This is a genomic window from Plantactinospora endophytica, assembly GCF_016862915.1.
GTDB classification, from domain to species: Bacteria; Actinomycetota; Actinomycetes; order Mycobacteriales; family Micromonosporaceae; genus Plantactinospora; species Plantactinospora endophytica.
On record NZ_BONW01000009.1, the window covers coordinates 1 to 20,305 of the forward strand.

Below are 20,305 nucleotides of genomic sequence, written 5' to 3' on the forward strand. Positions count from 1 at the left end.
TGGCGGTGGCTAACGCACAGCCCTGCCGGTGGCCTGCGCGTGGCGCCGACCAGCCCTGCCGGTGGCCCGCGCGTGGCACCGACGGGCCCCGCCGCCGGTGGTCGAACCGGTGACGGGACGGACCGGACGGCCGGGGTCGAAAGCCGGGCGGAAACCATATCATCATCGATGTAAGGACCTCGGTGAGCGGCGCGTCCGCGCGGTGCACCGGTCGGGTACGGCGGCCGGTTCGGCAGCCGTCCATCATGACGCCACCATTGATCGACGCACGTTCCGGGAGCACATCATGAGATCCCATCGCCGCGACCCCGGAAGGCCCACGCTGAGCGAGGTCGCGGCGCGGGCGGGCGTCGGGCGTGGCACCGCATCCCGGGTGGTCAACAACTCCTCACAGGTCAGTCCGACGGTCCGGGCCGCCGTGTGGGCGGCCGTCCGAGAACTCGGGTACGTGCCGAACCGCGCCGCCCGAGCCCTGGTCACGCAGCGGACCGACTCGGTGGCGCTGGTCATCTCCGAGTCCGGCGAGCGGGCGTTCGGCGAGCCGTTCTTCGCCGGCATCGCCCGGGGAGTCAGCGCCGGACTGGCCGACACCCCGTTGCAACTGTGGCTGTCCTGGATCCAGTCGCCCGGCGGCGGTGAGAAGATGGAGCACCAGCTCACCGACCAGCACGTCGACGGGGTGATGCTGATCTCCCTGCACGACGCGGATCCGTTGCCGGGACTGCTGATGGAACGCGGCCTGCCGACCGTCATCGGTGGACGGCCGGCCCGGATGCTCAACCCGGACGCCCAGCCCGCGTACTTCGTGGACGTGGACAACGCGGGCGGCGCCCGGCAGGCGGTCGAGTACCTGATCGGGATCGGCCGTCGCACGGTGGCCACCGTCGCCGGGCCGCAGGACATGGGCGCCGGAGTGACCCGACTGGCCGGCTACCGCCAGGCGCTCGCCGCACACGGTCGGCCGGTCTCCGAGGACCTCATCGAGTACGGCGACTTCAGCGCCGACAGCGGCCTCGACGCGATGCGCCGGCTGTTGGCCCGGCGCCCCGACCTGGACGCCGTCTTCGCCGCCTCGGACCTGATGGCGCTCGGGGCGATGCAGGTGCTGCACGAGGCCGGCCGGCGCATCCCGGCCGACGTGGCGGTGGTCGGTTACGAGGACTCCTCGCTGGCGCTGCACGCCAATCCGCCGCTGACCTCGGTGCACCAGCCGGTCATCACGATGGGCCGGGAGATGGCCCGGCTGCTGGTCGCGCAGATCAGTGGCGTCGAGATCCCCTCGCCGGCCATCTTCCTGGACACCCACCTGGTACGCCGCAGGTCCGCCTGAACCGACCGCCCCGGCTCCTCCGGCGGTACGAGCGGATCAGCCGCCCGTACGCGGAAATCGTCCGGCCCGTAGGCGAAATCGTCCGGCCCGTACGCGGAGAGATCGTCCGGCACGACCCGGACGGGATTCCCTGCCTGGCGCCCGAGGTGGTGTTGCCGCAGTATGCCGGTCCGCCGTGACGTGCCGCCGGCCGTGCGGTGGTGGCCGCACGGCCGGCGAGGAGACGCTCGGTTCGGTCAGCCGGCGGTGCAGGACCTGACCTGCGGTCGGGCGCTGGAGTTGCCGTTCATCATGGTGGTGAAGCCGAAGGTGTTGCCGCTGCCGTTGGAGCGCATCGTCAGCACGGTGTTGTTGCTGCTCAGGCTGGCACTGCCGCTCCAGGTGGTGCTGATCGACTGCGGTGAGGTGACGGCCACCACCACGGTCCAACTGCTGGCGCCGCTGACCGTCACCGAGGTGTTGTAGCGGTCGCCCCAGACCGTGCCGGCGGTCACCGAGGTCGTGCAGCCACCGCCACCCGGCGGCGGGGTGGTCGGGTTGCCGCCGGGCGGGGTGGTGGGGTTGCCGCCGGGCGGGTTGCCGTTGTTCAGCGCGGTGAGCACCGCGTCGTACGCCGCCTTCTTCTGGCCGCTGCCGTTGAACAGCAGCGGGCTCTCGCCCGAGCGCCACGAGTCCGAGTCGCGGATGCCCCACACGGTGATGCCCCTGCACCGGGACACCGCGAGGCAGTCGTTGGTCACGTTGCGGTACGCGTCGGACGGCGCGTTGCGGATGTCCAGCTCGGTGATGTGTACGTCGACACCGAGGGCGGCGAAGCTGGACAGGGTGGTGCGGTAGTTGCTCGGGTAGTTGGAGCCGCCGGTGAAGTGGGACTGGAGGCCGACGCAGTCGATCGGTACGCCACGGGACCTGAAGTCCTGGACCATCCGGTAGACGGCCTGGGTCTTGGCGTCGCTCCAGTTGTCGATGTTGTAGTCGTTGTAGCAGAGCTGGGCGTTCGGATCGGCGGCGTCGGCGGCCCGGAAGGCGGCCTCGATCCAGTCGTTGCCGGTGCGCTGGAGGTTGGAGTCGCGGCGGGCGCCGCTGCTGCCGTCGGCGAACGCCTCGTTGACCACGTCCCACCAGGCGACCTGGCCCCGGAAGTGGGTGGCGACCTGGGTGACGTGGTTGAGCATGGCGGAACGCAGCGCGCTGCCGGACATGTTCTGCATCCAGCCGGGCTGTTGTGAGTGCCAGGCCAGGGTGTGTCCGCGTACCTGCATGCCGCGGCTGCGGGCGTGCTGCACGATCCGGTCCGCGTTGCCGTACGAGAACTGGCCCTGCTGCGGCTCGGTCGCGTCGATCTTCATTTCGTTCTCGGGCGTCACCTGGTTGAACTCGCGGTTCAGGATCGTGGTGTACGCGCTGTCGCCGAGCCTGCTCGCCGCCACGGCGGTGCCGAAGTAGCGCCCGCCCCGCTCTGCGGCGGAGGCGCCGAGGGTGCTCGCGGCGCTGGCGGTGCTGGGCAGTACGACGGCACCGACGGTCGCGAGGATGCCGACCGCGCCGACGACGAGCGCGAACCGGGTGCGGAACCGCGTTCTCGGGTCTCTGGCGCCGCCGGTGGAGTTCCTGATCATCTCTGCCCCTTCTGGCGGATGGCCGGACGGGCGCAGGGTGGTGGGCCGTCCGGACGTCACGGTGTGGAACGGTCGAGGGACCACCGATCCGCCGGATTCGAGCGGTGCCGGACGGGATGGCGTCAATCGACCTGAATGGATGCATAGTCTCGCATCGGAGATCGTCGAGGGTCAACAGGTTCCGGAAACGTTCCGGCGTCCTTCGGCTCCCGAACAGATTCGGGCCTAGCTCCTGATCTGCGGATTCGAGAACCCCAACGGCGTGGAGCGGTGTCGTTCCGGACCAGCGCCGCTCGCTGCGGGACGTGGAGTTCCGAAAGTTTTCGAGGATGACCCCTGAGTCCGAAGCGCGCCGGCATCGGTGTCACCGGGGCCGGTGCCCCGCCCGTGCCGCCACCACCGTGCTCCGGGCCGCCGCCGCCACGACCACCAGCGTGCCCAGGGCGGAGAGCGCCAGCGGGCCCAGTACCCAGCCGAGCGGGGCGAGCGCGACCAGTACGGCGACCGCGACGAGGTAGGTGACGGACCAGATGCCGAGGATCGCCCGCTTGAACAGCAGGAAACCGGTCAGGAACAGCACCGGGCCGCCCAGCGCGGTGGCGACCACGGCCGGATCGGCCGTACCGGTCGGATGGTGCAGCGTGAGGTCGTCCCCGACCGCGGTGACGATGACGCCGGCCACCATCGGAATGTGCAGGTAGGTGTACGCCGACCGGCCGAGCCGGCCCGGCTCCTCCGCCTCGACGATCGCGTTCCGGGCCGCCTCGGCGCTGCGGTCGAAATAGATCCACCACAGCGCCACGCTGCCGACGAAGGCGGTGGCCAGGGCGGCGAGGGTGCTCCAGTCCCGGCGGAGTTCGCCGAAGACCGTGCCGGTGACCAGGATGGACTCGCCGAGCGCGATGATCACGAAGAGCCGGGCCCGCTCGGCCATGTGCGCCCCGTTGATCGCCCATTCCACCGGGGTGGACCGGCCCATCGTCGGTACCCAGAAACCGCAGGCCGCCGCCGAGGTGTCGATCGCCACCGCCGTGGCCCAGAGGCCCAGCCGAACCGGGCCGGAGACGAATCCGCCGGCCAGCCAGAGCGGCGCGGAGGCCGTCCGCCAGGCCAGCAGCCGCTGGAAGTTGCGGTGCAGGTCGGACCGGCGGGCCAGGGCCGAGGCGACGAAGAGCGAGCGGCCCACCGACAGTGCCACGTACGCCACGGCGAACCAGAGCCCGTGCTGCCCGTACGCGTCGGGCAGCGCCGAGGACATCACCAGGCTGATCCCCATCAGCGCGATCAGCAGTACCCGTACCCGGGGCTGGTCCGGGTCGAACCAGTTGGTGATCCAGGCGGTGTCGACCCAGGCCCACCAGACGGCCAGGACCAGTACCGCGGCCCCGATGGCGCCGGCCGGATCCAACCGGTGCAGCAGCAACTCGGTCACCTGGGTCACGGCCAGCACGTAGACCACGTCGAAGAAGAGCTCGATGGTGGTGACCCGGCCGTCCTCCGGCCCGCGCAGCACGTCCGGTCGGCCGCCAGGGCTGGTCAACCTGCCTCCACCGGAATCGTTCGGCCCGCCGATAACGGGGCCAAGCGGATAACGAGGGATAATCAACATCTTATCGCCGACCAATGCTGTAATACCCGGTATCAGGCGAGCGACGTGCACCGGACGGAAGCCCGTCCTGCGGCCGAGTCGACCGGTGGCGTCGGGGCGCAGGCGTCGGGGTCGTTTGCGGGCCGGTCCGGACGGGGATGCGAAGCACTCGCCGGAGGGCGTGCGTCAGCTCTCGTGACACCGAGACTCCCGATGTCGGCACACGACGGGGGAGGCCCCAGCGGAGGAGAGATGCCCGTACTTGCCAAGAAGGTCCTGACCTGGCTTTTCGTGGGTTTCCTGATCTTCTTCGTCGCGTTCCGGCCGGACGGTGCCGCCGACCTGGTCGAGACGATCGGGGCGGTGCTGATGGCGATCGCTCAGGGGATCGGCGACTTCCTGACCCGCCTGATGGCCTGAACCTCCTGAGCCGCCCGACGGCCCGACCCGTGCCCGGGCCGGGCGAACCCGGGCCGTCGGAGGCGGGATGGTGATAAGTACATCAGTTTGATTTAGAATGGTCCTTCAGCCGACCCCTGGAGGACGTCCCCGTGGCGGAAGCGATTGCCCTACCGTCCTCCGCGACGGCGATCGGCGTGCCGCCCCGGCGGCCCTGGCGGCCCGGGTGGCTACAGAAGCCTCGGAGGCCCCGGAGGAGCGCCGTGCCGGTCCGGCAGGTCGCGTGAAGCGGGGATCCGCCCGGCCGGGCGCGTGGCCCGGGACGGTTGCCGTCCGGCTACGCTCAAGGCACCCCAGACCCGAGCCGGGAGAACGGGCGTGACGATCGACCAACCGACTGTTCGGCGCGGGACCAATCTTCCCCGGGTGGGTGACTTCAACGAGTCGGTCGTGCTCGACGCGATCCGGCGCGCACCCGACGGGTTGAGCCGGGTCGAACTCGCCGCCGCCACCGGCCTGTCGGCGCAGACCGTCTCCAACATCTGCCGCCGGCTGCTCGACCGTGGGCTGGTGGTCGAGGCGGGCAAGAAGGGCGGGCGGGTCGGCAAGCCCCGCACGGTGCTACAGGTGAGCCCGGGCGGCAGCTTCGCGATCGGCGTACACCTCGATCCGGCCGTGGTGACCTATGTGGTGCTCGACCTGATCGGCGGGGTGGTGCACAGCATGCGGCAGCCGACGCCGCAGGTCGTGGACCAGGCCGAGACGCTGGCCGACATGAGTACGGCGGTGCAACGGCTGGTCGACGAGTCCGGCATCCCGCGCGAACGCATCCTGGGGCTGGGCGTCGCCGTGCCCGGGCCGATCGACCCGGTGGCCGGTGCGGTGGTCGAGCCGCCGCAGTTGGCCGGCTGGGAACGGGTTCCACTGCGGGACCAACTGTCGCTGGCCACCGGGTGGCCGGTGGTGATGGACAAGGACGTCATCGCGGCGGCCATCGCCGAACGGTGGGCGGGCGCCGCCGTACACTCCGGGAACTTCCTCTTCTTTTACCTCGGCACCGGCTCCGGGATGGGCGTGGTGGTCAACGACGTCGTCCTGCGTGGAGTCTCGGGCAACGCGGGCGAGATCGGCGGGCTGGACGCCAACTGCACGACGTACGCGCTGGTCGAGGAGGCGATCGAGCGGGGCGTACTGGGCCGGGAGAAGGCGCCGGTCGGGCCCGGCGAGGCGGAGCGGAGCCTGCTCGACCTCGTGGCGCTCGCCGATGCCGGTGACTCCAGCGCGCGGAGCATCATCGACGGCTGGGCCCGCCGGGTGGGGCTCGGGGTGAGCGCCGCCGCCACGCTGGTCGACTCGGAACTGATCGTCTTCGGCGGCCCGATCTGGCCGCACCTGGGCCGGCTCTTCCTGCCGGTGATCAACCCCATCGTCGCCGCGTCGCCGTTCGTCGGGAAGATGCACGAGACGGCGGTCACCGGTACGGCCCTCGGCGACGACGTGGGCGCGGTCGGCGCCGCCTGCCTCGTACTCGACCAGACGCTGTCGGCCCGCCCCCAGTCCCTGCTGCTCGCGTAGCCGTTCCCGGCCTGTTCCATGCGCCGGCCGGACGGGCCGGGACCGCTCGGGTCACGCCGGACGGGACGCTCGGGTCACGTCGGACCGGGCGCTCGGGTCACGCCGGACCGGGCGCTCGGGTCACGGGCGGTGTGCGCTGCCGTCGGTGGCCCGCAGCAGGGCCCAGCGGTCGTGCTCCAGCGGGGCGGTGACCGGGTACCGGCGGGCCGCCACCTCGTCGAAGTCGACGCCCAGGCCGGGCGCTCCGGACGGATGGAACCGGCCGGCGACCGGCACCGGAGCACCGGGGAAGACCTCCCGGGTGGCGTCTCGGAAGGTCGCCGCCTCCTGCACCCCGAACGCGGGGGAGGAGACGTCGAGGGCGACGTTCGCCGCCTGCCCGACCGGGCTCACGTCGCCCGGCCCGTGCGGCGCGGTGCGTACCCCGAACAGCTCGCACGCGGCGACCAGCTTGCGGGTCGGGGTCAGCCCGCCAAGAGTGGGGATCCGGATCCGGGCATAGTCGATCACCCGCTGCTCCAGCAGCGGAAGGTACTGGGTGACGTCCGCGTAGAGTTCGCCGACGGCCAGCGGGGTGCTGCCGGCCGCGCGCAGCCCGGGGAAGTGCGCGGCGTCCTCCGGTGCCAGCGCGTCCTCCAGGAAGTAGAGTCCGGCGTCCTCGACGGCCCGGACGAACTGCCGGGCCTGGGCCGGCGTCAGCCGTTCGTGCACGTCGTGCAGCAGTTCGACGTCCGCGCCGACCTGCTCACGGATCCGGACCAGCGCCGGGGGCACGTGCCGCAGGTAGGCCAGGCTGTCCCAGGACTCCCGCCGCAGCCGCCGGTCCGCGGCCTGCCGCTCGTCGGTGGGCGCCGTACCGTAGGTGTCCGTTCCGGGTACCGCCACCTGCACCCGGACGTGTCGGTACCCGCGCTCGCGGGCGGCGAGCACCAGCTCCACCACCTGGCCGACGTCCGCCCCGTCGACGTGGGTGTACGCCTCCGCGTACTCCCGGGCCCGGCCGCCGAGCAGTTGGTGCAGGGGGAGGCCGGCCACCTTGCCCTTGATGTCCCAGAGCGCGACGTCGACCGAGGCGAGCGCGTTGTTGGCGATCGAGCCGCCACGCCAGTAACCGCTGTTCAGCAGCAGCCGGTGCAGGTCCTCGATGTCCGCCGGGTCCCGGCCGAGCAGCATCGGACCGAGGTAGTCGTCGACGACGGACCGGATGGCGAGGGTCCGCTGTGGATCGCTGGCGCAGCCGAGGCCGTACAGTCCGGGCTGGTCGGTCTCGACCCGGGTGATGACGTACGGGCAGCCCTGCGGGGCGCAGAGGAAGGTGCGTACCCGGGTGACCCGGACGCCGCCGGGCGCGGTCCACGGTGCGGGGGCGAGGACCGGCGCCTCGTCCGGTGCGTGGGCTGGCGTCCGGGCCGGCGTCTGGACCGGGGATTCCGCTGGCGGAGGCGCTGGCATCGGGGTGCCCTCTTTCGGCTGACGGACGGACTCGACGACGTGTTGACACTATATATCAAATTGATTTACGTTCTGTTTCGTCGGCGCGACCAGCAAGCCCCCCTGACCAGCAACCCCACCATAGGGATGGAAGAGGCGCAGCGTGAACCGATACTTACCTCGATCAGCCCGCACCTACCTCGCACTCGCCACGATCCTCGCGCTCACCGGCGCCGTCACCGGCTGCGGCCCGGGTGGCGGCGGCGACTCGGGCGACGGAAAGAACCTGACGATGTGGACGTTCAAGCAGTCCCACGTCGCGGCGCTACAGAAGGCCGCCGAAAGCTTCAAGCAGAAGACCGGGATCGGCGTGACCGTCGAGGCGATCACCCCGGACGACGCCTTCATCGCCCGGACCCAGGCCGCCGCGCAGACCCGGAGCCTGCCCGACGTCTTCGAGGTGCACACCAACGGCGACGACTTCACCTTCGGTGCGGCCGGTCTGCTGGAGGACCTCACCGAGGAGGCCACCTGGACCGACCGCTACCTGCCGTCGGTGGCGGCCGAGGGGACCGTCACCGAGCGGTACTTCAAGCAGTCCCAGGAGAAGGGTGCCAAGAGCGCGGGCATCAAGCTCAACCAGCGGTTCAGCGTACCGCTGACGATCGGCACCTTCGGGATCGTCTACGCGAACAAGGAGCGGCTGACGGCGGCCGGCATCACCGAGTCGCCGAAGACCTGGGAGGACTTCGTCGCCGCCCTCGCGGCGGTGCAGAAGGCGCGACCGCAGGACGGCGGGCTGAGCATCGGCTTCCAGGCGCCGACCACCGGCATGGAGTGGCTGATGCAGCCGATGGCGTACGGCAAGCTGGGCAAGGCCGGCTTCACCGGACTCTTCTCCAACGACCCGGCCCGGAACTGGACCTCGGCCAACGGCCGCTCCGTGCTGGACAGCTACAACCAGGTGACGCCGTACTGGATGCCGGGCACCCAGACGCTGACCATCGACGACGCGGACCTGGCGTTCGCACAGGGCCGCTCCTCGTTCGTCGTCGGCGGCACCTTCACGCTGGCGTTCCTGTCCCAGAACGGGATGAACACGGAGAACATCGTGACCTTCCCGGTGCCCTCGCCGAAGGGCGGCGCCGTACCGGAGTTGAGCCTGGCGCCGTTCGCCCTGACCGGGCTGTCGGTCTCCGCGACGACGAAGAACAAGGACGGCGCGGTCAAGTGGCTGGAGCACCTGGCCCAGACCGACGTGGCCAGCCAGTTCGCCAAGGACGCCCTGGACATCCCGCCGGTCGACCTCGGCGGCGACCCGACCGGCAACCTGGGCCCGGTGCTCGGCGCGATGATCGGCTCGTTCGGCTCCGGCGCCGACGCGTACAACCCGGGTGACACCACGCACCAGCCGCCGTCGTACGACGCGGCGGTGGTGGCCCGGTCGCTGATGGAGCTGACCCCGTTGAAGAAGGCCGACGTGCCGACTGCGGCGGCCGGGGTCCAGAAGATCATCGACGGTTACTGGTCAGGGAAATGACCACCGACGTTCCCACGTCGCTCGGTGCGGCCACGGTCACCCGTGGCCGCACCGGCCGGGGTCGCGGGCACCGGCGGCGTTACCAGGGGCGGGAGGTTGCCTGGGCGTACGCCTTCGTCGCCCCGGCCATCGTGCTCTTCGCCGTGATGGGCGTCTACACGCTCTTCTGGGGGCTGCAACTCTCCTTCGTGCAGTGGAACGGGCTCACCCCGACCTGGCTCTGGGTCGGCCTGCGCAACTACACCGACCTGCTCTGGGCCAGCCCGGTCTTCTCCCCACCGGTACGCGCCGCCGCGCTGAACACCGTCTGGGTAATGATCGCGGCACCGCTGCTCACCGTCGCGATCTCGTTCCCGCTGGCCCTGGCGCTCAACCGGGCCCGCCGGTTCGTCGGGCTGCTCCGCTCGGTCTACTTCGTCCCGTACATCACCACCGGCATCGCGGTCTATCTCGCCTGGCAGTACGTGCTGGAGCCGAACGGGGCGATCAACACGCTGCTCGGCGCGCTCGGGCTCGGCTCGCTGTCCCAGCCGCAGGGCTGGCTCGGCAACCCGGACACCGCGCTGCCCACGCTGATCGTGATCATGGTCTGGTCCGCCGTACCGGTCGCCACGCTGCTCTACCTGACCGGATTGCAGACCATCGACCCCGCGCTGACCGAGGCCGCCCAGATCGACGGCGCGAGCTGGTGGCGGGTGAACCTCAGCGTGGTCTGGCCACTGCTGCGCGGCATCACCGCAGTGATTCTGCTGCTCAACCTGCGGGACGCGCTACAGGGCTTCCAGATTTTCCTGATCATGACCGACGGCGGTCCGGGCGACCACACCAACGTGCTCGGTCTACAGACCTACCGGCTCGCGTTCCAGTCGGAACTCGCCCCGACGCTGGGTCTGGCCAGTGCACTGGGCTGGATGCTCTTCGTCGCCGCCGTGGTGGTGGCGTTCGTCAACCTGCGCGTCACCCGGGAGCGGTGATGGCTATCCGTACCGCGCCGGCCGCGACCGAGGCCACCGCTCCGCCCACCGCCGTACCGCGCCGAGCGCGCCGCTGGCCGGCCCGGGTCGTCCTCGCCCGCACGGTCATCGGCCTGCTGCTCGCCGGGTACGCCGTGGTCAGCCTCTATCCGTTCCTCTGGATGGTCTCGGCGGCCTTCAAGACCCAGCAGGAGGTCATCGCGGGCGGTCACCTCGTCCCGCGCGACCCGACGCTGAGCACCCTGGTCGACACCTGGAACCGGCTGCACTTCTTCGACTACTTCGTGAACAGTCTCAAGGTCACCGGGGCCACCACGATCGGCGTGGTGGTGATCTACTCCGCCGCCTCGTACGCCTTCGCCGCGCTGCACTTCCCCGGCCGCCGCGCGCTGTACCGGCTCTTCGTCGCGCTGCTATTCGTACCCGGCGTCGTCACGCTGCTCCCGGTCGTCCTGCTGGAGAACCGCCTCGCGATCCTCGGTACGCACCTCGGACTGGTCCTGCCGTTCGTCAACGGCACCGCCCCGTTCGCCGTACTGCTGCTGACCAACGCGTTCCGGGCGGTGCCGTCCGAACTGCGCGACTCGGCCCGGGTCGACGGTGCCGGCGAGCTGCGCATCTTCACCCGGGTGTACCTGCCGCTGGCCCGCCCGGCGCTGGTCACGATCGCGCTGCTGACCGCGATCCCGACCTGGAACGAGTACCTGCTGACCCGGGTCTCGCTCAACGACCCCGCCACCTACACCCTGCCGATCGCGCTCCAGGCGCTGAAGTCGTCACAGGTGGTGCAGTACAACTCGCTGATGGCCGGTGCGCTGATCGTGGTCATCCCGGTGATCATTCTCTTCCTCGCCGCCCAGCGGTACTTCGTGAACGGCCTCACCGGGGCGATCAAGGGCTGACCGGGAAGTAGGGAGAGCGAACATGTCCCAACAGGGGACCGGAGGATGGCGTCCGGACGCCGACGCGGTGGTGCTGGTCACCGGCGCGGCCGGGGTGATCGGCAACGTCGTCGTGCCGTACCTGGCCGACTCGGGGCTGCGGGTGGTGGCGGTGGACCGGGCGCCGTTCGCCAGCCCCAAGGCCGAGCGGGTGCTGGTCGGCGACGTACTGGACCGGGACTTCGTGGCGGAGAGCCTGCGTCCGTTCGGAGGACCGGTCGACGCCGTCGTGCACCTCGCCGCGATCCCCGCACCGGGGCAGGTGCCCGAGGACGAGACCCTGGCGCAGAACGTCCGGGGCGCCTACCTCGTCCTCGACGGTGCCGGCCGGGCCGGCGTACGCTGCGCGGTCGCGGCGTCCAGCGTCGCCGCGTACGGGTACGCCTGGGCGGAGCGGGACCTGTCCCCGCCGTACGTGCCGGTGGACGAGGCGCAGCCGTCGGTGGCGATCGACTCGTACGGGCTGTCGAAGACGATGACCGAGCAGGTCGGCGCGTTCGCCACCCGGCGGTGGGGGATGCCGACGATTCTGCTGCGCTTTCCGTTCGTCGGCGACGGCGACCGGCTGGCCGGCCACCTGGCCCGGATCCGTGGCGACGTGGCTGTCAACCGGCGGGAGCTGTGGAGCTGGCTCGACACCCGGGACGCGGCCCGGGCCGTGCACGCCGCGCTGACCTCGGGGCTGACCGGGCACCACGTCTTCAACGTCGCCGCGCCGGACACCTCGACGACGGTGCCCACGGCCGAGCTGCTGACCCGGTTCCATCCGGACACCCGGGTCCGGGCGCCGCTCGGCGGCGTCGACTCCCCGTTGGACAGTTCCGCCGCGCGCCGGCTGCTCGGCTTCGAGACCCGCCACGGCTGGCGGGACGCCGACCCGACCGACTGACCCTCCGGGTGGGTCGACCCGTCGACAGCTACTCGCCGACAGCCAGCCCGGCGGCCCAAAGATGCTCCACGTGGGCGGCGTACTGGTCGAACAGGCGCCGTCCATCCGTCGTCTTCGCATCGGCGATCGCCGCGCACAGCGCGTCGTTCGGCATAGCTCTCACCCCAGATCCGTGCCGGTCGGCCACGCCGGCAAGCAGCGGCGATCTCCGGACCGATCAGCGGTGTACCGTCCAAGATGGCGGCCCGCCGGAGCAGCGGCCGGCAGCCCGCCGCCCCGACCGCTACCTGGGGGGAGAGGCACCGTGCGCGACTGGATCGGCTTGCGCGTCGCGTCGTGGCGCGACATCGCCGGAATGACCCAGCAGGAGCTGGCTGACCGGGTAGGCGTCAGCCACGCCTACATCTCGATGATCGAGAACGGTCGGCGTGCGGTCACGAAACGGGCCCTCATCATCGCCTTGGCGTCGGCGCTCGGCATACGTGTCGAAGACCTCACCGCCCAGCCTCGCCGACCACGTGATCGGGCCGAACTCGCGGCGTACTCAGCAGCTCCGGGCATCCGTCGGGCGCTTGACGACGACCCCGACGGACCGATACCCGACCCCGACGATGTCGCGCGGCGGCTGAACGAGGCGGGCCGAGCCCGGATGGCGTGCGACTACACCACCATGGCCGGCCTGCTCCCGGATCTCGTCGCGCAGACCCGCCTGCTCGCGACCGCACCGGCCACCGAGCGCGCCGGCCTGGCGATGTTCGTCCGGGTGGCGTTCTACGCCGCGACCGGGCTCAAGTCGATGGGCCACATCGACCTGTCGATGCGGCTCGCCGAGCGAGCCCAGATCGCTGCGGTGCAACTCGGCGAGCCGGACGAGACGGCGGCGGCCACATTCGCCCTCGCCCAGGTGGCGCTCACGGGAGGGGCGCAGCGCCGCTCGCTGTCCACCGCGACCGCTGCCGCCCACGCTCTCGGCGATACCCACACCGGCGACCTGGCCACGTGGTACGGCATGTTGCACCTACACGCGTCGATCTCGGCGGCGTCGCTCGGTCGCGCCGACGACGCGGCAACGCACTACGCCGAGGCGCGGACCGCGCTGCCGCGCGCGAACGGGCCGGACCGGTGGCGGATGGAGTTCACTCCCGCGAACGTCGCGACGTGGCGGGTTGCGATCGCACTGGAGAACGGCGAGCCGGAGCGGGCACCCGAGTACGCGCGCCGGGTCGACCGGTCGGCATTGCGGAACGTCCAGCGTCGGACTCGGTTGCACATCGACGCCGGCCGGGGCTTGTTCCTGGCGGGCCGGCCCGACCAGGCCGTTCGCCAGTTCCTCGCCGCAGACGAGATCAGCAGCCAGGAGCTACGCTCTCGCCCGGCGGTACAGGAGATCGTCGGGCAGATGGTTCGCGACGCGCGCCGCCACGGCTCCGCTGAACTGCGCGAGCTGGCGGGGCGGATGGGAATCGACCCGCTCGACCCAGACACCGACGCGACTTAACAGCCTGTTACGCCTTGCCGCCACACCTGCGGTCAGGCTGCACCTGGGACGTCCGGCCCGTGTGGTCCGCCACCGGTCGCAGCCGAGCGTCCCGGCCGGTCCGAGGCTCCGTCCCCCCGGACGCCCCGGACCGGCGCCGGTTCAGGTTGAGAGTGGCGCTTCGCGATCGGGGATCCGGGGCGCCACGAACCCGGGAGGTGACGTGGCGTGGACCAGTTCGCGCGCTGGCAGTTGGACCTGTTGATCGAGCGGCGGCACCTGGATGGCGGCCGGTGCGCGGAGTGCGGACCCCGGGGTGGCTGTGTGGCGCTGCTCGCTGCCGTTCGCCGCCGGGTCGAGCGAGAGACGACGGCAGATTCGATTCTGGGCGGGCCGTCGTGGTGATCCGGCTGGTGCGGCGCTGGCTGGCTGCCGAGTGGCCGATGCCGGTCGATCGGGTGTTCGCCCGCCTGGTCCTCGGTCGGCACGCGCTGCGAGGGTGTGGCTGGTGTGGCCCGGACGGCTGCCCGCTGTGGTGGTGGGCGACCGAGATGCACCGTCGGGAGCATGCGGTCCGGGTGCTGCTCGGCGGTACTCTGCCAGCCGAGGTGACCGCCGGGGACGTTCGCGCGGCGTTGGACCGGCTGCGGTGAACGGCCACGAGAGCGCGCCGGGTCTGGCTGCCGACTGGGCGTGGGCCACGATCACGAACCACGCCGAGGGCCGGCACTGCAACGGTTGTCGGGGTATCTGGTGTCCGACCGCCGAGTGGTCGCTGTGGGTCGTCATCACCGACCGGATCATCCCCGTCGACCGCCGGCCGCTCGTCACCGTGGTGGCTCGGCAGGTGATGATCGCGCACTGGCCCCGCACCGTGGACGGCTGTCGGCCGTGTGGTGTGGTCGGATCCAGCTCGCTGGCACCTGGCTCGAAGTCGTCGGCGACGACGCGGTGCCGGACTCGGTGAGGATCCTGCGGTCGACTCCGACACCCGAGGAGTTGCGTCGGATCACCGGCATGGGCGGGTCCGGGACAGACACCCCGTGACCTGCGAGCGGCAACTGACGCGGGTGACGTCCAACCTGATCGCGTCGGCGCGGGCGAGGTCGGCTCAGCCCAGTGCCGCCAGCGTCTCGGCGGCGACCTGGAGGTCCTCCCGGGGCTCGACGACCAGTACCGGCACCTGAGCGCCGGTAGCCGAGACCACCGCGTCGGTCTCCGGGTTGCCGCCTGGCGGCGGGCGCACGCCGAGCAGGCCGAGGCCGGCGCAGACGTCGTGGCGTACCTCGGGCTGGTCCCAGCCGATCTCGCCGGTGAAGACCAGTGCGTCCAGCCGGTCCAGGCTGGTGGCGGCGGCGGCCAGCTCGCGGCGTACCCGGTGGGCGTAGACCGCCAGCGCCAGCGCCGCGACCGGGTCGTCTCCGGCGGCGGCGACCAGGTCGCGGGTGTCGGAGGAGCGACCGTCGGAGAGGCCGAGCAGGCCGGCCTGGGAGTTGAGGCCCTCGGCCAGCTCGGCCAGGCTGAGCCGGTCGTCGTCGAGCAGCCAGAGCAGCATGCCGGGGTCGACCGCACCCGACCGTTTCGACATCGGGACGCCGTCCAGCGGGGTGAAGCCCATCGAGGTGTCCACGCTGCGCCCGTCCCGGACCGCGCAGACCGAGGCGCCGCCGCCGAGGTGGGCCAGCAGGACCTGGAGCCCGTCGGCCGGTCGGCCGAGCAGTTCGGCGGTGCGGCGCAGCGCGTACGCGTAGGACAGGCCGTGGAAGCCGTAGCGGCGCAGTCCCCAGCGGCGGCGCCAGCGCGCGGGCAGCGGATAGGTGGCGGCGGCGGCCGGCAGGTGGGCGTGGAAGGCGGTGTCCGGGCAGAGTACCTGCGGCACGTCGGGTAGCCGCTCCCGGAGGCTGTCCAGCAGGTGCAGGGCGGGCGGCAGGTGCAGCGGGGCCAGCGTGGCCAGCCCGTCGAGCCGGGACCGGAGCGCGTCGTCGACGACGGTCGGGCTGTGGACCAGGTCGCCGCCGTGCACCAGCCGGTGGCCGACCGCGTCGGGCGGGTCGTGTGCGGCGACGAAGTCGCGTACCGCCCGGTCCGCCGCGTCCGAGCCGGGCGGCTCGGTCCGGTGCAGGTCGTCGGCGGTCTCGCCGGCCCGGACGTAGTCGAGCCGGAGGCTGGACGACCCGGCGTTCACGGTCAGTACGACCGGCGGCCGGGCCCCGGACCCGTCAGTCCCGTCCGGCATCCGTGCCCTCCGTCCGTTCCCGCGACATGTCCACCGTCTTCCGTGGTGCGCCCGCCGTCGTCTCGTCCGTTCCCGTCCGTCCGCCCACCGTCGTCTCGTTCCGGGAACGTCGTCCCGGGACGGTGCCGCCGCCGTTGGGAACGGCGTTACCCCGCCCGGACGGATCCACGCCCGCCTACCTGCCGATCCGACCTTTCCGAAATCGTTTCGAGAACCTTTTCGGAGCATCCGTAAAGATCAACCGCTGTTACAGGCGATTGCTCCACCGTGGCGTTACGTCCTCGTAATACGCGCAACATCTTGCCGAAAACCTTTTCGTAGGCCATCGTGTGCTGAACGCCGATACCCACCGCCCTGCCGAACCCGGCGGACCCGGCGCCAAGAAATTGATCATCATCAATCACTTGAGCGAAGGAGGCAGTCCGATGAGGCGATGGTGGCCGGCCCTCGCGCCGTTGCTGGCGCTGGGCCTGGTGTTCACCGGGATGGGGGTGGCGAAGGCCGCGCCCGGTGACAACCTGGCCTGGACGGCGACGGCGAGCGCGTCCTACACCTCACCCTGGGAGAGCGTCGGGGCGATCCGCGACGGGATCGACCCGACCACCTCGAACGACACCCAGAACCCGCGCTGGGGCACCTGGCCCAACACCGGTGAGCAGTGGGTGCTGCTCACCTGGACCTCCCCGCAGACCATCCGGGCCGCCGAGGTCTACTTCTTCGACGACAACGGCGGGGTACGCGTCCCGGCGTCCTGGCGGGTGCAGAGCTGGAACGGCAGCGGCTACGTCGACGTCGCCGGAGCCAGCGGCTACCCGGTCGCGGCCAACCGCTACAACCTGGTCACCTTCAACGCGGTCAGCACGCTGCGGCTGCGGGTGCTGTTGGCCAGCGGCGCCGGCTCGGTGGGACTGCTGGAGGTCAAGGCGCACGCCCAGCCGCCCGGCACCGGCCCGACCAACCCGCCGACCACGCCGCCGTCCTCCGGCTGGAACCCGCCGTCCAACCTGGTCACCCCGCTGGACGAGGTCTGGCGCCACCAGGAGCAGACCTACAACAACGGCAACCTGTACGGCTTCCGCAACTACGGCTGGGACCAACTGTTCGCCAACCGGGGCTACGTCAACTACTGCGTCCGCTGGGACTCCTCGGCCAACGTCACCACCGCGCAGCGGGACCAGATCCACGCCGCCCTGGCCCGGCAGCACAAGAAGTGGATGGACGTGATGGTCGGGCACAACGCGTTCCCGTACACCGACGTGCCGATCCGGGTGGTCGGTTGGGCGGTACGCAACCGGTCCCAGCTCCAGTGGTCGGACACCTCGGTCGACATCTACGTGAACGACATCCGGGAGAACGCCCCGCAGTGCGCGGCACCGTGCGGCCGGTTCTTCAACCAGAACGGCCAGTACCCGAACTGTCCCGGCGGGGCGGCCCGGCACTACGACCAGTCGCTCTGGCTGACCGACGGCTTCGGCGGCGGTGCCGGCGGTGACTGGGGTCAACGGATGGGCCGCGAGTACTTCATGAACAGCATCAACGCGGAGAACATGACCATCCTGCTGCACGAGATCGGCCACACCTACGGGTTGGACGACTTCTACGACTGGACCCCGACCGGCGTGAGCAGCTTCATCATGAAGGCCGGCAGCGCGAGCTCGATCACCGAGTTCGACCGCTGGATGTTCCGGGACTGGTGGCGGCACCTGAAGAGCCGCTACGGCTACTGACGCCTGGTCGCTCGAACCCCCATCCGGGGTCGCCCGGCCACGTCGCCGGGCGACCCCCCGCCCCCGGAGGTGACCACCCCATGGACCAACCCGCACTGTCCCGCCGAGCCCTGTTGCAGACCGGCGCCGCCGTCGCGGTCGGCACCGCGGTCGCGGGAGCGCTGCCGGCCGTACCGGCCGCCGCCGCCCGGACCGACGTCGGCGTCTCCGCGTACGCCTTCCCGCTGACCGCCGTCACCCTGCTCAGCGGCCCGTTCCTGGCGAACGCCGGCCGTACCCAGTCCTACCTGAACTTCATCGACGCCGACCGGCTGCTGCACACCTTCCGGCTCAACTACGGGCTCTCCTCCTCGGCGACCGCCTGCGGCGGCTGGGAGTCGCCGACGACCGAACTGCGCGGCCACTCGACCGGACACGTGCTCACCGCACTGGCCCAGGCGTACGCGAACACCGGGCAGGCGGCCTTCAGAACCAAGGGCGACTACCTGGTGGCGCAGTTGGCGATCTGCCAGAGCCGGGCCACCGCCGCCGGCTACAACACCGGCTACCTGTCCGCGTACCCGGAGAGCTTCATCGACCGCGTCGAGGCCCGGCAGCAGGTCTGGGCGCCGTACTACACGCTGCACAAGATCATGGCCGGGCTGCTCGACATGCACCTGCTGGCCGGCAACGCCCAGGCGCTGGACGTGCTCACCCGGATGGCGGCCTGGGTCAAGTTCCGCAACGACCGGCTGAGCCAGACCCAGCGGCAGAACATGCTGGACACCGAGTTCGGCGGGATGAACGAGGTGCTGACCAACCTCTACCAGCTCACCGAGAACCCGGACCACCTGACCACGGCCCGCTACTTCGACCACGCGGAGATCTTCGACCCGCTGGCCGCGAACACCGACGCGCTGAACAACTACCACGCCAACACCCAGATCCCGAAGATCCTCGGCGCGATCCGCGAATACCACGCCACCGGTACCACGAGATACCGCGACATCGCAGTCAACTTCTGGGACATCGTGGTCAACCGGCACAGCTACGCGATCGGCGGCAACTCCAACGGCGAGTACTTCAAGGCGCCGAACCGGATCGCCAGCGAGCTGTCCGACAGCACCTGCGAGTGCTGCAACACGTACAACATGCTGAAGCTGACCCGGCAGCTCTTCTTCACCAACCCGAGCCGGCTCGACTATCTCGACTACTACGAGAAGGCGCTCTGGAACCACCTGATCGGAGCGCAGAATCCCAGCTCGTCGCATGGCTTCCACTGCTACTACGTGCCGCTGCGGGCCGGCGGCATCAAGACGTACAGCAACGACTACAGCAACTTCACCTGCTGCCACGGCACCGGGATGGAGACACACACCAAGCTCGCCGACAGCATCTACTTCCACAACGGCGACATCCTCTACGTCAACCTCTTCGCCGCCTCCCGGCTGGTCTGGCCGGGCCGGGGCATCACGGTGCAGCAGGACACCACGTTCCCGGAGACCTCGACGAGCCGGCTCACCGTCACCGGCTCCGGCGCGATCGACCTGCGGATCCGGATCCCCGGCTGGGCCAGCGGTGCGCAGGTGCGGCTGAACGGCACCGTGCAGTCCGGCGTCACCGCCGGCAGTTTCGCCCGGATCAACCGGACCTGGTCCTCCGGCGACGTGGTCGAGATCAGCCTGCCGATGGCGCTGACCCGGGAGGCCACCCCGGACAACTCCACCGTGCAGGCGGTCAAGCACGGGCCGATCGTGCTCGCGGGGGCGTACGGCAGCACGAACCTCTCGGCGCTGCCGACGCTGAACCCGGCCACCATCACGCCGACCTCGACGCCGATGCAGTACACCGCGACCGCCAGCACCGGCACGGTGACCCTGCTGCCGTTCTACAAGATGCACGGGCAGCGCTACACCGTCTACTGGACGGTGACCGGGGCGCCGCCGGCCCCGTTCGTCGCGCACTACCGGTTCGACGAGACCGCCGGCACCTCCGCCGCCGACGCCACCGGCAACGGCAGGACCGGCACGCTGACCGGCGGCGCCGGCTGGACCGCCGGCCGGACCGGCAACGCCGTCAACCTGGGCGGCACCGGCGCGCACGTCAGCCTGCCGGCCGGGCTGCTCTCCGGCGCGACCGCGTTCACCATCGCCACCTGGGTACGCCGGACCGCCGCCACGGCCTGGGCCCGGGTCTTCGACTTCGGCACCGGGACCGGGGCGTACCTCTTCCTCACCCCGCAGAGCAGCGCCGGGACGGTCCGGTTCGCCGTCACCAGCGGGGGAGCAGGGTCGGAACAGCAGCTCAACGGGCCGGCCGCGATCCCGGTGAACACCTGGACGCACGTCGCCGTCACCCAGACCGGCAACACCGGAGTGCTCTACGTGAACGGCGTCGAGGTGGCCCGGAACACGGCGATGACCACCCGGCCCTCCGCGCTCGGCTCGACCACCAACAACTGGATCGGCCGGTCGCAGTACTCCGGCGACCCGTACCTGACCGGCGCGGTGGACGGCTTCCGGGTCTACGCCCGGGCGCTGAGCGCGGCCGAGGTCGCCGAGCTGAACTCGACCGGCCAGTGACCCCGCTGCGGTCCGCCT

The 20,305-nt window shown here is 71.0% G+C and carries 17 protein-coding genes; 12 read left to right on the plus strand and 5 right to left on the minus strand.

The window, feature by feature from the left end; translation table 11 throughout:
* Positions 1–286: 286 nt before the first annotated feature.
* Positions 287–1,330 (plus strand): LacI family DNA-binding transcriptional regulator, encoded by a 1,044-nt coding sequence (locus Pen02_RS10610; RefSeq protein WP_203865795.1) that lies wholly within the window; start codon positions 287–289, stop codon positions 1,328–1,330.
* Between the two features lie 236 nt (positions 1,331–1,566).
* Here the strand turns inward: Pen02_RS10610 and Pen02_RS10615 are convergent, their stop codons facing one another.
* Positions 1,567–2,949 carry a glycoside hydrolase family 10 protein gene (locus tag Pen02_RS10615; protein WP_203865796.1) on the minus strand — a complete coding sequence of 461 codons (1,383 nt, stop codon included), beginning with the start codon at positions 2,947–2,949 and terminating at the stop codon, positions 1,567–1,569.
* A gap of 364 nt (positions 2,950–3,313) precedes the next feature.
* Positions 3,314–4,489, minus strand: coding sequence for a low temperature requirement protein A (locus tag Pen02_RS10620; protein ID WP_203865797.1), 1,176 nt, complete (start codon positions 4,487–4,489; stop codon positions 3,314–3,316).
* Between the two features lie 300 nt (positions 4,490–4,789).
* Between Pen02_RS10620 and Pen02_RS10625 the strand changes: the two genes are divergently transcribed.
* On the plus strand, positions 4,790–4,957 hold the full coding sequence (locus Pen02_RS10625) for a hypothetical protein (protein ID WP_203856468.1): 168 nt from the start codon (positions 4,790–4,792) through the stop codon (positions 4,955–4,957).
* A 357-nt stretch (positions 4,958–5,314) separates the two neighbouring features.
* The gene (locus Pen02_RS10630; RefSeq protein ID WP_203865798.1) at positions 5,315–6,511 is read left to right on the plus strand and encodes an ROK family transcriptional regulator; all 1,197 of its coding nucleotides are present in this window, start codon (positions 5,315–5,317) and stop codon (positions 6,509–6,511) included.
* A 120-nt stretch (positions 6,512–6,631) separates the two neighbouring features.
* On the opposite strand, the gene Pen02_RS10635 is transcribed toward Pen02_RS10630, so the two are convergent.
* Complete coding sequence (locus tag Pen02_RS10635; protein WP_203865799.1) at positions 6,632–7,963, minus strand: enolase C-terminal domain-like protein; 1,332 nt, start codon at positions 7,961–7,963, stop codon at positions 6,632–6,634.
* A 142-nt stretch (positions 7,964–8,105) separates the two neighbouring features.
* Here Pen02_RS10635 and Pen02_RS10640 point away from each other — a divergent pair, with 142 nt between their 5' ends.
* From Pen02_RS10640 to Pen02_RS10655, 4 genes are read left to right on the plus strand one after another with little or no spacing between them, the layout of a single operon-like run.
* Positions 8,106–9,482: an ABC transporter substrate-binding protein gene (locus tag Pen02_RS10640; RefSeq protein ID WP_203865800.1), complete on the plus strand. Its 1,377-nt coding sequence runs from the start codon at positions 8,106–8,108 to the stop codon at positions 9,480–9,482.
* Positions 9,479–10,456: a carbohydrate ABC transporter permease gene (locus Pen02_RS10645; protein ID WP_203865801.1), complete on the plus strand. Its 978-nt coding sequence runs from the start codon at positions 9,479–9,481 to the stop codon at positions 10,454–10,456. Before Pen02_RS10640 ends, Pen02_RS10645 begins: the two co-directional genes overlap by 4 nt.
* Positions 10,456–11,358 (plus strand): carbohydrate ABC transporter permease, encoded by a 903-nt coding sequence (locus Pen02_RS10650; protein ID WP_203865802.1) that lies wholly within the window; start codon positions 10,456–10,458, stop codon positions 11,356–11,358. The genes Pen02_RS10645 and Pen02_RS10650 overlap by 1 nt, the downstream gene beginning before the upstream one ends.
* Before the next feature lie 22 nt (positions 11,359–11,380).
* Positions 11,381–12,286 (plus strand): NAD-dependent epimerase/dehydratase family protein, encoded by a 906-nt coding sequence (locus tag Pen02_RS10655; protein WP_203865803.1) that lies wholly within the window; start codon positions 11,381–11,383, stop codon positions 12,284–12,286.
* A 28-nt stretch (positions 12,287–12,314) separates the two neighbouring features.
* Here the strand turns inward: Pen02_RS10655 and Pen02_RS42515 are convergent, their stop codons facing one another.
* Positions 12,315–12,440, minus strand: coding sequence for a hypothetical protein (locus tag Pen02_RS42515; RefSeq protein WP_275413566.1), 126 nt, complete (start codon positions 12,438–12,440; stop codon positions 12,315–12,317).
* 150 nt (positions 12,441–12,590) lie between these two features.
* On the opposite strand from Pen02_RS42515, the gene Pen02_RS10660 reads away from it, so the two are divergent.
* The 3 genes from Pen02_RS10660 (at position 12,591) to Pen02_RS10670 (ending at position 14,416) form a co-directional block, all read left to right on the plus strand.
* Positions 12,591–13,784 (plus strand): helix-turn-helix transcriptional regulator, encoded by a 1,194-nt coding sequence (locus Pen02_RS10660; RefSeq protein WP_239140451.1) that lies wholly within the window; start codon positions 12,591–12,593, stop codon positions 13,782–13,784.
* Positions 13,785–13,991: 207 nt separating this feature from the next.
* Positions 13,992–14,168, plus strand: a complete 177-nt coding sequence (locus tag Pen02_RS10665) for a hypothetical protein (protein ID WP_203865805.1) — start codon at positions 13,992–13,994, stop codon at positions 14,166–14,168.
* Positions 14,162–14,416, plus strand: a complete 255-nt coding sequence (locus tag Pen02_RS10670) for a hypothetical protein (protein ID WP_203865806.1) — start codon at positions 14,162–14,164, stop codon at positions 14,414–14,416. The genes Pen02_RS10665 and Pen02_RS10670 overlap by 7 nt, the downstream gene beginning before the upstream one ends.
* 458 nt (positions 14,417–14,874) lie before the next feature.
* On the opposite strand, the gene Pen02_RS10675 is transcribed toward Pen02_RS10670, so the two are convergent.
* Positions 14,875–15,999 carry an acetate/propionate family kinase gene (locus tag Pen02_RS10675; RefSeq protein ID WP_203865807.1) on the minus strand — a complete coding sequence of 375 codons (1,125 nt, stop codon included), beginning with the start codon at positions 15,997–15,999 and terminating at the stop codon, positions 14,875–14,877.
* A gap of 425 nt (positions 16,000–16,424) precedes the next feature.
* Here Pen02_RS10675 and Pen02_RS41715 point away from each other — a divergent pair, with 425 nt between their 5' ends.
* Together Pen02_RS41715 and Pen02_RS10685 are read left to right on the plus strand one after the other, a co-directional pair.
* Positions 16,425–17,726, plus strand: a complete 1,302-nt coding sequence (locus Pen02_RS41715) for a cellulose-binding protein (RefSeq protein ID WP_239140453.1) — start codon at positions 16,425–16,427, stop codon at positions 17,724–17,726.
* Positions 17,727–17,806: 80 nt separating this feature from the next.
* Positions 17,807–20,287 carry a glycoside hydrolase family 127 protein gene (locus Pen02_RS10685; protein WP_203865808.1) on the plus strand — a complete coding sequence of 827 codons (2,481 nt, stop codon included), beginning with the start codon at positions 17,807–17,809 and terminating at the stop codon, positions 20,285–20,287.
* Positions 20,288–20,305: the final 18 nt, after the last annotated feature.